The sequence below is a fragment of the Stenotrophomonas sp. GD03777 genome, from assembly GCF_029842485.1.
Classification (GTDB): domain Bacteria; phylum Pseudomonadota; class Gammaproteobacteria; order Xanthomonadales; family Xanthomonadaceae; genus Stenotrophomonas; species Stenotrophomonas sepilia.
Genome location: NZ_JAOCGL010000015.1, coordinates 1 through 15,120 on the forward strand (window position 1 = coordinate 1; position 15,120 = coordinate 15,120).

General features: G+C 66.7%; 15 protein-coding genes. 5 read left to right on the top strand and 10 right to left on the bottom strand.

Annotated elements, in window-relative coordinates; genetic code table 11:
- From N5E02_RS05685 to N5E02_RS05695, 3 genes are all read right to left on the bottom strand, one after another.
- The coding region (locus N5E02_RS05685; RefSeq protein WP_279946023.1) for a methyl-accepting chemotaxis protein at positions 1-2,501 on the bottom strand (2,501 nt) is incomplete at its 3' end.
- Positions 2,502-2,711: 210 nt separating this feature from the next.
- Entirely contained in the window at positions 2,712-3,605 is an 894-nt protein-coding gene (locus tag N5E02_RS05690) for an NAD(P)-dependent oxidoreductase (RefSeq protein WP_065177998.1), read from the bottom strand.
- Positions 3,606-3,703: 98 nt separating this feature from the next.
- Positions 3,704-4,615 carry a S41 family peptidase gene (locus N5E02_RS05695; protein WP_279946024.1) on the bottom strand — a complete coding sequence of 304 codons (912 nt, stop codon included), beginning with the start codon at positions 4,613-4,615 and terminating at the stop codon, positions 3,704-3,706.
- 50 nt (positions 4,616-4,665) lie between these two features.
- Between N5E02_RS05695 and N5E02_RS05700 the strand changes: the two genes are divergently transcribed.
- Positions 4,666-5,130 (top strand): MarR family transcriptional regulator, encoded by a 465-nt coding sequence (locus tag N5E02_RS05700; protein WP_279946025.1) that lies wholly within the window; start codon positions 4,666-4,668, stop codon positions 5,128-5,130.
- A 274-nt stretch (positions 5,131-5,404) separates the two neighbouring features.
- Positions 5,405-5,707 (top strand): KGG domain-containing protein, encoded by a 303-nt coding sequence (locus N5E02_RS05705; protein ID WP_065177995.1) that lies wholly within the window; start codon positions 5,405-5,407, stop codon positions 5,705-5,707.
- A 125-nt stretch (positions 5,708-5,832) separates the two neighbouring features.
- Here the strand turns inward: N5E02_RS05705 and N5E02_RS05710 are convergent, their stop codons facing one another.
- The 3 genes from N5E02_RS05710 to N5E02_RS05720 all read right to left on the bottom strand — a co-directional run bounded on the left by N5E02_RS05710 (position 5,833) and on the right by N5E02_RS05720 (position 7,098).
- Complete coding sequence (locus tag N5E02_RS05710) at positions 5,833-6,183, bottom strand: VOC family protein (RefSeq protein ID WP_279946026.1); 351 nt, start codon at positions 6,181-6,183, stop codon at positions 5,833-5,835.
- Positions 6,184-6,287: 104 nt separating this feature from the next.
- Complete coding sequence (locus N5E02_RS05715) at positions 6,288-6,488, bottom strand: hypothetical protein (protein ID WP_005419561.1); 201 nt, start codon at positions 6,486-6,488, stop codon at positions 6,288-6,290.
- 91 nt (positions 6,489-6,579) lie between these two features.
- Positions 6,580-7,098, bottom strand: a complete 519-nt coding sequence (locus N5E02_RS05720) for a Rossmann fold nucleotide-binding protein (protein ID WP_032954557.1) — start codon at positions 7,096-7,098, stop codon at positions 6,580-6,582.
- Between the two features lie 174 nt (positions 7,099-7,272).
- Between N5E02_RS05720 and N5E02_RS05725 the strand changes: the two genes are divergently transcribed.
- The gene (locus N5E02_RS05725) at positions 7,273-10,623 is read left to right on the top strand and encodes an autotransporter serine protease (protein ID WP_164092859.1); all 3,351 of its coding nucleotides are present in this window, start codon (positions 7,273-7,275) and stop codon (positions 10,621-10,623) included.
- 70 nt (positions 10,624-10,693) lie between these two features.
- Here the strand turns inward: N5E02_RS05725 and cml are convergent, their stop codons facing one another.
- Together cml and N5E02_RS05735 are read right to left on the bottom strand one after the other, a co-directional pair.
- The gene (gene cml / locus N5E02_RS05730; protein WP_235649070.1) at positions 10,694-11,881 is read right to left on the bottom strand and encodes a CmlA/FloR family chloramphenicol efflux MFS transporter; all 1,188 of its coding nucleotides are present in this window, start codon (positions 11,879-11,881) and stop codon (positions 10,694-10,696) included.
- 253 nt (positions 11,882-12,134) lie between these two features.
- Positions 12,135-12,587, bottom strand: a complete 453-nt coding sequence (locus N5E02_RS05735) for a PA2169 family four-helix-bundle protein (protein ID WP_005419568.1) — start codon at positions 12,585-12,587, stop codon at positions 12,135-12,137.
- Positions 12,588-13,051: 464 nt separating this feature from the next.
- Between N5E02_RS05735 and N5E02_RS05740 the strand changes: the two genes are divergently transcribed.
- Positions 13,052-13,693 carry a glutathione S-transferase family protein gene (locus N5E02_RS05740; protein ID WP_065179797.1) on the top strand — a complete coding sequence of 214 codons (642 nt, stop codon included), beginning with the start codon at positions 13,052-13,054 and terminating at the stop codon, positions 13,691-13,693.
- Positions 13,694-13,716: 23 nt separating this feature from the next.
- On the opposite strand, the gene N5E02_RS05745 is transcribed toward N5E02_RS05740, so the two are convergent.
- Both N5E02_RS05745 and N5E02_RS05750 read right to left on the bottom strand, forming a co-directional pair.
- Positions 13,717-14,124, bottom strand: a complete 408-nt coding sequence (locus N5E02_RS05745; protein WP_065186330.1) for a hypothetical protein — start codon at positions 14,122-14,124, stop codon at positions 13,717-13,719.
- Between the two features lie 49 nt (positions 14,125-14,173).
- Positions 14,174-14,593 (bottom strand): H-NS histone family protein, encoded by a 420-nt coding sequence (locus N5E02_RS05750; RefSeq protein ID WP_111008293.1) that lies wholly within the window; start codon positions 14,591-14,593, stop codon positions 14,174-14,176.
- Positions 14,594-14,711: 118 nt separating this feature from the next.
- On the opposite strand from N5E02_RS05750, the gene N5E02_RS05755 reads away from it, so the two are divergent.
- Complete coding sequence (locus tag N5E02_RS05755; protein ID WP_019660763.1) at positions 14,712-15,104, top strand: DoxX family protein; 393 nt, start codon at positions 14,712-14,714, stop codon at positions 15,102-15,104.
- The last annotated feature ends 16 nt before the right edge of the window (positions 15,105-15,120 follow it).

The window sequence follows — 15,120 nt, forward strand, 5'->3', positions numbered from 1 at the left end:
TCGGCCTGCAGGCGGAAGCGCGACACCGCCACCGCCAGCTGCTCGGCCTGCTCCTCCATCGCACGGGCGGCGGCACTGGCTTCCTCCACCAGCGCGGCGTTCTGCTGAGTGGTTTCGTCCATCTGCACCACGGTCTGGTTGACCTGCTCGATGCCGGCCGACTGTTCGCGCGACGCGGCCGAGATCTCGGCCATGATTTCGTTGACCCGGCCGACCTGACCGACGATGTCCTGCATGGTGCGCCCCGCACCGTGCACCAGCTGCGCACCGGCACCGACCTGGGCCACCGAGGCGTCGATCAGCTCCTTGATCTCCTTTGCAGCACCCGCCGAGCGCTGCGCCAGCGCCCGCACTTCACTGGCCACCACTGCGAAGCCACGGCCCTGTTCACCGGCGCGCGCCGCTTCCACTGCCGCGTTCAGCGCCAGGATGTTGGTCTGGAACGCGATGCCATCGATCACCGAGATGATCTCGGCGATACGCTGCGAAGACGCCTCGATCTGCTCCATGGTGTGCACCACCTGGCTGACCACCTGGCCGCCTTCGCTGGCCACACCCGCTGCGGAACCGGCCAGCGTGTTGGCCTGCAGCGCATGGTCGGCATTCTGGCGCACGGTGGAGGTCAGTTCTTCCATCGACGCGGCGGTTTCTTCCAGGTTGGCGGCCTGCTGTTCGGTGCGGCGCGACAGGTCGCTGTTGCCGGCGGCGATCTCACCGGCGGCCAGGCGGATGCTGGCCGCCGACTGCTGGATCTGGCCGACGATCTGGGTCAGCTGCTGCACGGTGCTGTTGGCATCGTCGCGCATCACCGCAAACACGCCGTGGAAGTCGCCCTGCATGCGGGCACTGAGGTCACCGGCGGCGATCGCGCGCAGCAGCGTCGACAGTGCCGCCAGGTTGTGGTCGCTGACCTGCATCATTGTGTTCAGCGTCTCCACCATGCGGCGGAAATCATGGTCGAAGCGCAGTGCATCACCGCGCACGGCGAAGTCACCGGCGGCGGCGGCGGCGGCCAGCTGCTGGATCTGCTCGTTGATCGCAGCCAGGTTGCGCTTGGTGGTCGCCATTGCGGCAGTGAACACCGCCTTCTCGCCCGGCAGCGCTTCCATGTCCACGCTGAGGTCGCCCACGGCATAGCGCTGCATCACTTCAACCAGGCGCTGGGTGACCGCATTGCTGGAGGCCACCAGCTGGTTGCTGTCGGCCACCATGCGGCCGTACTCGCCCGGGAAGGCCGCAGCATCCATGCGATAGCTGAGTTCACCGGCATCGTGGCGGCGCGCCATTTCGGCCTGCGCAGCCATCACCGACTGCAACTGCCCACGCATGCCCTGCATTGCGTCCAGCAGGCGCCCCACTTCGTCGTTGCTGCGCGCCGGCAGCGTGCTGTCCAGCTTGCCGGCGGCGACATCACCGGCCACGCGTACCGCTTCGGCCAACGGGCGGATCGCCAGGCGGCGCAGCAGCACGTAGACGCCGGCGCTGAGGGTCAGCGCGGCGATCACGCCGACCAGCAGGGTCAGCCACAGCAGCTGGCGTGCCTCAGACACGATCACCGCATGCGGCATCACCACGCCCAGCGCGAAGCGTTGCGGGGCGTCGCCCACGCGCAGCGGCACATACACGCGTACGTTGCCGGCCGCGTCGGGGCTGAAGGCCTCGAACGGACGGTCGGCGGCGATGTCGGCCAGCATGCTGCGGGTCAGGGCATCGTTGCGCGGCTTGCCGATCTCGGCGGCATTGGCCGAGGCCAGCACCACGCCCTTGGGCGACAGCAGTTCGACGCGGCCAGCCCCCATCGGCTTCAGCGTTGCCAGGTGCTTCTGCAGCGCTGCCAGCGAGAAGTCGACGGTGAACACGCCCAGGAATCTGCCGTTCTCGATGATCGGCGTGCTCAGGGTGCTCATCAGCACCTTCTGGCCGGCGATGTCATAGGCGTAAGGTTCGCTGACCTTGGGCAGCTTGTCGCGGCTGGGCACCATGTACCAGTCACCGGAACCGCTGGCAGTCTCGGTGTAGTCGGTCATCACCGACTGCTGCGGTTTGCCGTCTTGCCAGGCCCAGTAGCTCATGTAGCGGCCGGTGGCATCGTGTGCTTCGGTATTGACGAACTCCGCATCCTTGCCGTCGAAGGCATCGGCCTCCCACATGGTGCTCTTGCCCAGCCATTGAGGATGAGCACGCAGCTGTTCGCCGAGCACCGCCGCCAGGCTGGCGCGGCCGGGTATGTCACCACGGGCACGCTGGGCCAGCACGGCCTCGACCATGGCGTCATTGCTGGCGAAAGCGGTGCCCAGATCAGCCGCCACCTGGCGCGCCTCAGCGTTGGCCTCGCTGGTCATGGTCTGGCGCGAGGCGCTGATCAGACTGGCGCTGGCCTGCCGGTAGATCAGGAAGGCGGTCAGGCCGAAGCACAGCAGCGCGATCACGGCGGTGCCCAGCATCAACTTGTGGGCGATGCTGCCCGGGCGTTGGGCAGTGGCAGAGCGGGAAGAAGACATGGGAGGGTCCGCAAGCAGTTCAGGACGACCGGCACCACGAGGGCACCGCGCAGGCGCGCGATCCGTCGCGCAGGCCACCGGCAGCCGGGGCGCGCCCGGCGCTGGAAGCGCACTGGGTTAGCGGCCGCCCGCCAACGAGGTTGAGGCGGTCGGCCTGCACATTCCTGAATCCGCTCAGGGTCGGCTCAGCGTTCCCCCCTCGCGATGCCCTCACTCGGCCACGCGGTCCTTGATCCACTGTGCCCGCGGCAGTACCTCGATGCTGCCGACGGCATACTGCTGCAGTACGTCGTCCGGCCCGAAGCACGGTTGCCAGCCCAGCTCGCTGCGCAGGCGGGCACTGTCATAGACACGGTCGATGCTCAATGGCAGCGGCCAACCACGGCGTTCGAACTCGGCCAGCAGCTGCGGCGCGCGACGGGCCAGCACGCTGCGCGGGTGGGTGGCCAGTTCCAGGCAGTCCTCGCGCCGGAACGGCGTCGGTGCGCAGGCGAGATAGCGCGCGAACCGGGCGCCTTCGTCGAGCAGCAGTGCAGCATGTGCGCTGGCCACATCGCGGGCGTCGATGCCGCGATGCAGGCGGAACATCGCCATCCGTTCGGGCGGTTCCGGGAAACACCGGCCCATGCGCAGCACGCGAACGCTGAAGCCCGGCGTGGCGGCGGCTTCGGCCAGGGTCTCTGCCTGCAGCTTGGTACGGTGGTAGATCGTGCGCGGCAGCGGCTCGGTGTCTTCGTCGATCCAACGGCAGCCACCGGCCACCACGGCATGGCCATACAACGCAGTGGTGCTGGTCAGCACGAAGCGCCGTGCACCGGCTTCGCGTGCCGCCTGCAGCAGGTGTGCGGTGGCCTCCACGTTGATCTGCTGGAACACCGCATCCGGCACCAGGCCGACATGCGGGGCATGCAGGGCCGCGGTATGGATGACCGCATCCACGCCCTGCACCGCGCGCGCGACGGCCTGCCGATCGCTGACATCGGCAATGATGCGCGTGGTGGCAAACGGACTGCGGTCCAGCCCCACCACTTCGTGGGCGGCCGCCAACGCACCGAAGATCGCGCGCCCGATGCGGCCGGAACTGCCGGTCAACAGAATCTTCATTGAGTCCATTCACTCGAAGCGCCCGGGAACTACCGGGATGCTTCGATTCTAGGCATGCAATCGCGCATCCGCGATAGGACAGCCATGCAATCGTGCGTTCATCTTGACGACTTCGCAGACGCCAGCAGTTGCCGCGCGATGAACAGCGGATCGTCGCCGCCGGCCACATCAGGCCTCACGCCAGTACGTTCCCAGTTTCCACCGGTGCGCAGATTGATGGGTTGCCGGTCGGGAATACTGATCTGATAGCCATCGGGCAGCAGCACAGGATCACCAAACATATGCGCGGCACCGCCACTGCGCGTGCCGACAATCCGCGCGCGGCCCAGTGCCTGAAGCGAATAGGCGACGAACTCGGCCGCCGAACCGGTGCGGCGGTCGATCAGCACCACCAGCGGTTTCAGGTACGCAGGCAGGCTGGCAGGCGGCAGCGGTACCGGCGTGCGCCGGCCGCGCTGGTCCAGCTGCTGCACCGCGTCGATCTTCGCGTCCAGCAGCGTGCGTACCAGCAGGTCGGCACTTGCATCGTCGCCGCCCCCGTTCTGGCGCAGATCCAGCACCAGGCCATCGGTGTCGGCCAGCAGGGAAAGGGCCGCAGCGAACTTCGGGCGCGCCAGATCCAGCGGATAGAAGGTACTCAGGCGCAGGTAACCAATGTTGCCCTCCATCACCCGAACCTCGCGCACGCCGGCACCATTGCTGCGGGCATCGGCGCGCCAGGCCATCAACCAGTCGTCCTGGCCGGCCGCTGCGTCCACGCGTTCAACATGGAAGTGGCCATCGAACATGTCCAGGTCCTGGTTCAGGCGTGCGCTGAACGCAACCGGATCCGAACAGCTGTCCGCATAGCGCTGCTGCACCGACCAGGTGCGCAGGGCATCGGCGATACGGGCGCCCTCCGCCTCGTCAAGGTACTGCGCCTGCACGGCGGTGGCCGCCGCGCGCAGCACTCCGTCCTGCGCCGGGCAGGCCCCTGCCAGCAACGCAATGAGCATCCAGGACACGGCCATCAACCAACTCCGCGTTGAAGATATATAAGCGCTTATATATCATCCTGGTCATGGATCTCCAACACGCCACGCTCGGCACATTGCTGCGCGCCCTGCTCGACCAGCTGGACCCGGCGGTCGAGCACGCCTACCGGGACCTGCAACTGGACTACCGGCCCCGCTACACACCGGTGCTGCGCACGCTGATGGCGCAGGGCCCCTGCCGGATCAAGGACCTGGCATCGGCCTGCGGGCTCAGCCATTCGGCGCTCAGCCAGACCGTGGCGGCGATGGTGCGCGATGGTTGGCTGCACGCGTCCAGCAGCGACGATGGGCGTGAACGCATCCTGCAGTTGAGCCCCCGCGCACAGCGCGCGATGCCTGCGCTGCAGGCGCAATGGCAGGCCACCGCGCGTGCGGCGCGCAGCCTCGATGCCGATCTGGGGCAGCCGCTGGAGCAGGTACTACGCGACGCCCTTGCAGCGCTCGCACAGCGGCCCTTCGCGCAGCGCCTGCAGGACGCCCGCCAGCCCTGAAGCCTTACTGCTCTGCGGCCATTTCGATTTCGCTGAGGAAGGTCCAGCCGCCGTTGCCCAGGCGCAGCTCCAACGTGCGCACTGCGCGGCCGGCTGTCCGGCCTAGGTGAAGGGTGCAGTTCGTCCTGGCCACGCAGGGCGGCGCGCGCAGCAGCGTACCTGCGCCGTGAAAAGCAGTACGGTGCGGCGTGAAGGCAGCCGCACCGGTGCGGACACTCCGTTAGCCGGGCACCGGCAAGGATGAGCTTCCCTTCCATGCAACGGGAGCCTTCCCATGGCCGGCCAGCACCACGGCACTTCCCATCGTGGCTTCGCCTCGATGGACCAGGACAAGCAGCGCGCGATCGCCGCAAAGGGAGGACGCGCCGCGCATGCGTCCGGCAATGCACACGAGTTCAGCCCGGCCGAGGCACGCGTGGCCGGCCGCAAGGGCGGCGAGGCGATCAGCCGCAACCGCCAGCACATGGCAGCGATCGGCCGCGAAGGCGGGCACGCTCGCCACGCCAATGCACGGCAGCAGCGGCAAGCGGCCGAAGCGACGCCAACGAGGGACGGTCCACAACGCCAGCAGAGCTGACCGCGGCGCGTCCAGGCGCGCCTGGGCTGCCGGAGCAGCCCGGATGCCGCGAGCAGGGCCAGCACGCCGGTAGACGGTCATCGTCCCGCGCGCACCGTCAGGCGTGGCGAGGCACCATCCACCGCTCAGGCGTGGGCAAGGATGTTCAACAGCCGACCGAACGGATCGCGGACGAAGAAGCGCCGCACGCCCCAGGGTTCGTCGGCCGGGCCATATTCCAGCGCGATGCCGGCCGCGCGCATGCGCTGCAGCACGTCCTGCAGATTGTCCACTTCGATCGACAGGTCCGGCACCGGCGTGCCCGAGCCTCCTTCACTGGCGAAGCTGACCTGCGCCAGCGCACTGCTCTGCCCGCCATGGGTGACGATCCAGCCATGGTCCATCACCACCGGCATGCCGAGCGGCTCGCCATAGAACGCAGCGGCACGTGAGGGATCGGACGTGGCGATGTTGGCGACGACACGCTTGACGGCCATGTTCCACTCCACCAGGAAGAACGTGTCGAGACTGCCCGACCTTGCGCACGAACAGAAGAGCCCCGCCACGGACGAGGCCCGTCTTCAGCCGAGCATGGCTGGGCTTACACCGCGCCGCAGCGCTCCATGACACATCGATCGTATTCGTACTGGCATTCCATGGCATCACCACCACCGGACACACATGCCTGGTAAGCCTTCCAGCAGGGCAGATCGCAGGGCTGGACTGGTCCGGCCACGGCCACCGAGCCGCTGCAGGCCAACGCGAACACAACACCGGCGATCACTTTCCTGAAAGTGCGCATCGACATCGCTCCTTGATTAGCCTGGTGAGCCCAGGCCGGGCCACCTTAGCGCTGCACACGGGACGCTGGGTGAAGGCCGATGCCGCTCGACTCAGCGGTGCAGTAACCCCAGCACACGCAGCTGTCCGGCCAGCTCATCAATGTTGCGCCACGGCAGGATCGGCGAATTGCCGCGCTCGTCCGGCGGGTTGTCCGGCAGCGCATCGGACCAGCCACCGGCCCCCACCAGCGGCAGCAGCGGCCGCTTGTGCAGCCAGGCCAGGCAAACCTCCGAGATCGTACCGGCGCGCCCGCCGATCACGATGCAGGCATCACCGGCCAGGGCCATGATCAGGTTGCGCGCATCGCCCATGCCACAGGGCACCACCACCGTGGCGGGCCAATCGGCTGCCGGCATGCCGCTTTCCGGGATCACGCTGAGCACCTGGCCACCGGCGGCTACTGCCTGCTCGGCAGCTACCCGCGTAGCGGCACTGCCACAGCCGCTGACCAGCGTGATGCCCTGCACGGCCAGGAAACGCCCTGCTTCAGCTGCGCGCTCGAACGCGTCGCTGCCAGGATCGGCACTACCCAATATCGCCAACTGTGGTTTACGCAATGCGTTACGCATGGACGGCTCCAAGGCCTCGGCAAGAAAGGTCGCGGTGCCCGGCCCGGCGGAGCCACGTCGTGCACCGATCACAAAACATTAACACGTTCATAAAAATCCCTTCACATTACTGGGGGATATCGCCATGCCGTTGCGTTAACGGCCTTGATGTCCGTCAACCAAGGAAGTTGTCCGATGAATCACCCGCTGTACGGCCGTTCGTCCCGCTCCCTGTCGCACCGCCCGCTGGCGCTTGCCGTCGCCAGCTCGCTGCTGCTGGCCGCTGCACTGCCGGCCATGGCCAGCGAATCACTCGAGGCCTGGCAGCAGCAGCGCCAGATGCAGGCTGCATGGGCGCAGCCTGCTGCCAACGCTGCACCCGCAGCGACGGCCGCTGCACCTGCCGCCAGCAGCACCGCCGTTCTTGGCAACCCGGGCGATCCGGCCAGCTGGCGCAGCGATGAGTTCAACGCCGATTGGGGCCTGGGTGCGATGGGCGCGGACTACGCCTATGCACGCGGCCTGACCGGCAAGGGTGTGCGCCTGGCGCTGTTCGACTCGGGGTCCGCACTGGCGCATCCGGAGTTTGCAGGACGCAATACCTCCAGCATCACCATCGGTGCCGACTGCCCGACGCCGGGTGTGGTCGCGGGGACCGGTGCCTGCGGGCAGACCCGCGGCGAACAGCCCGGCTACAACTACTATGGCCTCGGTGCCGGCGTTCCGGCCGCACTCGCGGCACGCCTGATCGCGGCCGGCCAGCCCTATGGCTTCAGCTACGCCGACCACGGAACGCATGTGCTTGGCACCATCGGCGCAAACCGCAATGGCACCGGCATGCATGGCGTGGCCTTTGGTGCGGATCTCACCGCCGCCCGCGTGTTCGGCGACACCTACTATGAGTGGCGCCTGGATCCGGACAACTACTATCGCCCGCGCGCGGTCTACCGCACCGATCCGGATGACGCCGCCACGCTGGACATGTATGCACAGATCCAGGCGCAGGGCGTGCGTGCCATCAACCACAGCTGGGGCATCTCCACGCGCAACATGACCGCCGCCGCGCTGGACCAGCAGTACGCCAACATCGGTGCCGACTACGGCGTGTACGGCAGCATCTACGCCAGCAATGGCGATACCCCGGGCTCCACCCTCATCCAGGTCTGGTCGGCTGGCAACGGCAGCGGCGCCGTCGCCGGCATCACGGCCGCCATGCCGCGCTGGAAGCCCGAACTGGAACCGTACTGGCTGGCCGTGGCCAACGTCCGCCGGCCCAACGCCGCTGCGGGCGAAACGGACTACGTGATCGATGGCAGTTCCAGCATCTGTGGCGTTGCCGCCAACTGGTGCATCTCGGCACCCGGCACCGACATCGTCAGCACCATCGTTTCCGGGGATATCCAGGGCCGCATCGAAAACACCTCCGCCTACGTGCGGCTGATCATCGACAGCGAGAACACCCAGTATGTCTATGGCACCAAGACGGGCACATCGATGGCGGCGCCGCACATCACCGGCGCGCTCGGCCTGCTGATGGAGCGCTTCCCCTATCTGGACAACGCCCAGGTCCGCGACGTGCTGCTGACCACCGCACGCGACCTGGGTGCAGCGGGCATCGATCCGATCTACGGCTGGGGCATGGTGGATCTGAAGAAGGCCATCGAAGGCTATGGCTCGCTGCGCGTGGACACCAACGTGGTGATGAACCAGAAAGCCGGCGGCCTGAAAGTCTGGGAAGGCGATGCCTGGGACAACTGGACCAACGACATCGGTGGCCCTGGCAAGCTGACCAAATCCGGTATCGGCTGGCTGCGCCTGAGCGGCAACAACAGCTTCAACGGCGCGGTACTGCAGGACGGTACGCTGGAATTGAACGGCACCAACACCCTCACCTCGGCAGTCGAAGTACAGGGTGGCCAGTTGCTGCTCAACGGCAGCCTGGTCTCCACCGCACTGACCACTACCGGTGGCGTGAGCGCGGTCAGCGCCAGCGGCGTGTTGAACAACAGCAACCTGGTGATCAATGGCGGCGTGGTGTCCTTCAACGGCACGCAGACCGGCGGCACCACCACGGTCGGCGCCAACGGCCTGCTGAAGGGCGTCGGCACGCTCGGCAATACCCGCGTGGACGGCATCATCGCGCCGGGCAACTCGATCGGCACGCTGACCATCAACGGCAACTACGTGCAGGGTGCCACCGGCGTCTATGCCGCCGAGCTGGCCCCGGGTGGCCGCAGTGACCAGTTGCACGTGACCGGCACCGCCACCCTTGGCGGCACGCTGGTCGCGCTGCCGGAGCCGGGTGTGTACTACCTCGGCGAGCAGTTCAACTTCCTGCGTGCCGACGGAGGCATCAACGGCCAGTTCGCCAAGACCGACTTCAGCGCGTTCTCCCCGTTCCTGCAGTTCAGCCTGGCCTACGGCACCAACGGCACGCGCATCGATGTGGCCCGTGGTGCATCGCTGACCACCGCCGCGCACACGCCCAACCAGCGTGCCGTGGCGGCCGCCGCCGACCTGCTGCCGATCGCCCAGGGCCTGCCCAAACCACTGACCCAGCTGTTCCCGCAGCAGGTCGGAGGCGTGCTCGATGGCCTCAGCGGCGAGCTGCATCCGGCCACGGCCATCGCCCTGGTCGAGGGCAGCCGCTACGTGCGCGATGCCGCGTTGTCACGCCGTGCCGGCGCCGCCGCACCCGGTAGCGACGTGGGTGACGCGACGGGTGCATGGGTGCAGGCCATCGGTGGCAACAGCAAGCTGGACGGTGACGTCAACACTGCCCGCACCGAAGCCAACAGCAACGGCCTGCTGGTCGGCATCGACCGCGAGTTCTCCGGCTGGCAGGTCGGCGTGTTGGCCGGCACGGGCCGCACCGACGTGAAGCAGCAGGAGCGTCGCGCCAAGTCGAAGATCGACAACACCCACTTCGGTGCCTACGCCAGCCACAACTGGGGCGGTTTCGGCCTGCGCGGTGGTGTGGCGTGGAGCAAGCACGAGGTGAAGAGTACGCGTGATGTCGCCTTCGCAGGCTTCAGCGACAGCCTGAGCGCGCGCTACGACGCCCGCACCCGCCAAGCCTTCATCGAAGCCGGCTACCGCTTCGGTGGCCCGGAAGCCGGGCTGGAGCCCTACCTGCAGGTCGCACGTGTCGAAGTGGACCTCAAGCGCGTCAACGAACGCGGTGGAGCAGCGGCACTGCAGGGCAAGGTGGACGATACCGGAACCACGATTGCCACTGCCGGCCTGCGCTTCGACAAGGGACTGAAGGCTTCGTTCCAGCAGGAGAGCTGGCTGCACCTGCGCGGTGGCGTCGGCTATCGCCGCGCTTCCGGTGATCGCAGCCAGGTCGCCAACCTGGCCTTCGCCAACGGAAGCACGACGTTTGCGGTCAACGGCGCGCCGATCGCCGACAACGCGGTGGTGGCCGAACTGGGCCTGTCGGCCTGGCTGACCGAGCGCCAGCAGCTGGAACTGGGCTACAGCGGCCAGTACGGCAGTGAAAGCCGCGACCACAGTGCGAATGTGCGCTGGTCGGTGCGCTTCTAGTTCCCGTCACGTGTTCTCATGAAGGATTGGGGCGGCCTGATGGCCGCCCTTTTTTTATCACCGGCCGAGGCTAGCGGCAGCCGCGCAACATCGCCGCGGCGACCAGGCTGGCCACTGGCAGCAACAGCCCATAGGCCACCAGCGGCCATACCGTATCGCCCGGCAGCAGCACCGTAGCCAGTGTTCCGAAGCAGGCCACGATCAGGCTCTGCATCGCGTAGTAGAGCGCCACCGCCATACCCGACGCATCGGCAAACTCACTCAACGCGCCGTTGGCAGCCACCGAAACCACCATCACCAGCCCCACCGCGATGCCCCACATGGGCAGCACGACGCTGGCGAATGACAGTGGCAACTCCGCAGCGAGCGCCATCAACAACACGCCCGCCACCATCACGCACAGGCCACGCACGAATGTGCCAGGCACCGCCCAGCGCGCGATGAACGTCTTCGCCATGCGCGACATGAGGATCATCACCAGTGCCACCGTCGCGAACGCCAGGCTGAAGGTGATCTGGGAGTACTGCATGCGCTCGACCAGCACGCGCGGTGCGATCGAGAAGAACACGAAGAACGTGCCCATCGCGGCACTGAATCCCAGCGTGTAGACCCAGAAGGCACCACTGCGAAGAATTTTCTGCAGTGCCGGTCCAGCGTCCCTGCGCCCTGCGGGTCGGGTTTCCTGCCACAGGCGTTGCGCACGCAGGACGGCGACCAGGCCAAGCACACCCAGCAGCACGAAGATCGCACGCCAGCCTGCTGCCGCAGCCACCAGTGCACCCAGCATCGGCCCCAGTGCCGGCACGAAGGCCAGCATCGAAGCGAACAGTCCATACAAGGACGCCCCCTGCGGTGTATCCGCGTATACGTCGCGGACGGTGGCAAACGTCGCTACCAGCGCTGCCGACGCGCCAATCGCCTGCACTGTGCGCCAGGCCAGGAAGAACCCGCTATTGCTGGACAGCGCCAGCGCAAACGAGGCAACGGTGAACAGCAGCGCCCCCAGCAACAGCACGGGGCGGCGCCCGATCCGGTCGGACAACGGGCCGAACAGCAGTTGGCCGACGCCGAGCACCAGCAGGTAGATGCTCAGCGTCAATTGCACCCGCGCAGGCGATGTTCCCAACGCGCCGGGCATCAAGGGCACTACAGGTAGATAGATATCCATGGCCAGCGAGGCCAGGAGGTCGAACGGCGCCATCAGCGCAATGGCCGATGGCAGGGTATGGGCCCAACGCGGGGCCTGTCGATTGAACATGGGGAGTCTCCGCCCAGAATGAGTCCGGCGGTGATCCATCCACTTCGCATGCATCGCAGGGATGTTCACCGCAACAACGTCTGCGTCGTTGTTGCGGCTCAGCGAACTGTCTGCGGACCGTTCCCGTTGTTCATGGTGCTCATTGTTGGCAGTGCGGAACCGGAAAGAGTGTAGCAGCGACCGATTCAGGGTGGCCGGGGCAGCGGTGCCGCCCCGGCCGCGGCGTCCCTGGGGAGTGGGACGCCGCTGATCGTCAGGCCGCCTTCATCGCATGCTTGCGCGCGCGCATCACGTTGTGGCATTCCTGCACTTCCGGCAACAGCTGGGTGACTTCCTGGCGGACCGCCGGCGGAAGCTCGTTGTCCTTCAGCACGTCCTTGAACGCGCCCAGCAGGCGGTCCTCCGATTCTTCCAGCTCGGCCACATAGCCATAGTTGGTGTCACCGAAGGCTGCACGCACCTTGCCGTAGAACTGCTGCATCGAACCCACCACGGTGCCATGCTCGGCCGGCTTGCCGCCGCTGGCAGCCACCGAGCCACTCAATGCGGCCACGATGCGACCCTTGACACCGGCAATGCGGGTGAACAGGGCCGACAGCTCGGCATCCTTCACCTTGGTTGCGGCTTCTTCATAGAACGACTTGCCGTCACGGGCGATCTCGATCAGGTCGTTGAGACGGTGTTCGATGGTGGACTGGGTGCTCATGGCGTTGCTCCTGTATCTTCGTTTCAGGGGAGAAAAGCAGCTTCGACTGCGCTGCCTGCGTATCCACTGTGGACATGCTCGTGTGGTTCCCGGGTGAGCAGCGATTGATACGCACATCACTTCACCCAACCCGCACTGACTTTTTCACGCGGCGGTGGCGCGTGGATCACATCGAGCGATCCTGGGCAGGGTCACCAAGGAACAAAGAGGATGATCAGCACGATCATCAGGACCGCAACGAGTGCTCCCATCAGCACGTTTCTCTGGCGCCAACTGGGCTTGGGTTTTCCGGGGGTATTCATGCCTGTTACCTGTCTCTGCGGATGACCCCGGCAGACTGATGGATCGGCGACGGTGCGTGCGTGCAGGACACGTGCAGGCGACGTGCAGAGCACCGACACCCATGTCGATTTCCGGCACACTCGCTCGTCAGATCATCAAAGCCCTCCTTGATTGCGGACCCCATGCCTCCCATCCTCACCGCCTTCGCCACCTCCCCCGACCGTGGCCAGGGCCTGGCCCGTGACATGCGCGTGCGCTGGGCACTGGAGGAACTGTCGGTAGCCTATGACGTACAACTGCTCACCTTCACCGAGATGAAGCAGCCCGTACACCTGGCACGCAATCCGTTCGGGCAGATTCCCACCTGGCAGGAGGGCGACCGGACCCTGTTCGAATCCGGCGCCATCGTCCTGCATCTGGCCGAACAGCACCCCGGCCTGCTGCCGCGCGACCCGGACGCCCGCATGCGCGCGATCATGTGGATGTTCGCTGCGCTGAACACGGTGGAGCCCCCCATCGTTGAGCGCTCCATGGCCTGGGTGCTGGAGCGCGAGCAGCCGTGGTACGCACAGCGGCTGCCGATGCTGGATGAGCGGGTTCGGGCGCGACTGGCGCAACTGTCGACATGGCTGGCCAAGGCGCCGTGGCTGGACGGCGATTTCAGCGTGGGCGACCTGATGATGGTCTCGGTGCTGCTGCGCCTGAAGAGCAGCGGGCTGCTCGACGAGTATCCGACGGTGGCCGCCTATGTGGCCCGCGCGACGCAGCGGCCCGCCTACCAGCGCGCCTTCGCCGCGCAGCTGGCGGTATTCCAGAACGGGTAGTTCCACGCCATGCGTGGAAACACTCAGCGCAAGCTGCGCCGGCAGGCGGCCTGCACCAGCATCAGCTGCGCCACCAGGATCAGCATTGCGCAGCCCGACAACAGCCAAGGGTCGATGTACCACTGCTCATTGAAACTGAAGTCGCCTGCGGAAATGCGTTTCCAACCGTTGAAGTGCTGCATCGCTGCGACCACGAACGCGAAGCCACCCGCTGTGTACGACAACCAGGGCACGATGAGGCTCCCCGGGCGCGCGAACAGCGTCAGCAGGCCGAGCACGCCGATGACCGTGCGCTGCACGCGGCAGTACGGGCAGACATAGGCCATCCCGCTCCATTCCACCGCCCAGGCCAGCAGGCTGACCAACATGCCCGCCACTGCGGCGGCGTGCAGGGCTTTCGGCGTGATCGTCATGCCACTCTCGTGTGCCATCCCGTGCTCCTTGGTTGAAAGACCCGGGCAGGGTAGCAGTGCTGCAGCGTCATCCCTTCTTGATGACGGTCCGCTTGCCGATGGTGCTGGTCCTGCCAGCGGTCGGCCTGGCCAAGCCAGGAATCAGGAAATCGGTGACCTTGTGGCCCATCGACACCTTGGACGCCAACCAGCGCGGCATGCGCCCGCGACCGGTCCAGGTCAGGCGCTTGTATTCCGGGTCGCGATACTTGGGCGCGACTTTGCCGGATTTACGGCGGACGGCTTTTCGGGCGGGCGCAGGTGTTTCCGAGGCTTGGCCGCCAAAGAGTTCTTCAAGGGTGTAGCCGGCTTCGGCGGCGGCGGCCTTCAGCATCCGCCGCACCGCACTGGCCGGACGGCGGCTGGAAATCAGCTGTTTCCGCCGTTCAGCGGCAACCACCAGGGCACCCAGCTCGCGAAGGCTGAGCGATTCAATATCGATCGTCATGCGGGAAAGGTCTACTGCAGCGCGGCAGCTGTCAAGGCGCCCTGCCCGGCGCGTAGACACGGGCTTCACCGCCGGTGGGCTCCGATCGCCTGCGTCGGCCATCTCCGAGGACCTCGACGTGAGCACTTCATCGCATTCGCTCGCCTACCTGCTTGCACGCATCCTGCTGATGGCCCTGTTCCTGGTCTCCGGGCTGGGCAAGCTCGGCGATCTCAGCGGTACCCAGGGCTACATGGAGGCAATGGGAGTACCCGGCATCCTGCTCTGGCCGACCATCGCGTTCGAAATCGGCAGCGGCCTGTGCATCCTGCTCGGCTTCCAGACCCGGCTGGTGGCGGTCGTGCTCGCAGGCTTCAGCCTGGTCACCGCTTTCATCTTCCACCACAACTTCGCCGACCAGACCCAGCAGATCATGTTCCTGAAGAACCTGGGCCTCGCCGGCGGCTTCCTGCTGCTGGCGTGCACCGGGGCGGGACGTTACAGCATCGATGGGCGTGGGCGGCGCGGATGAGCGCGCGGCATGCCGC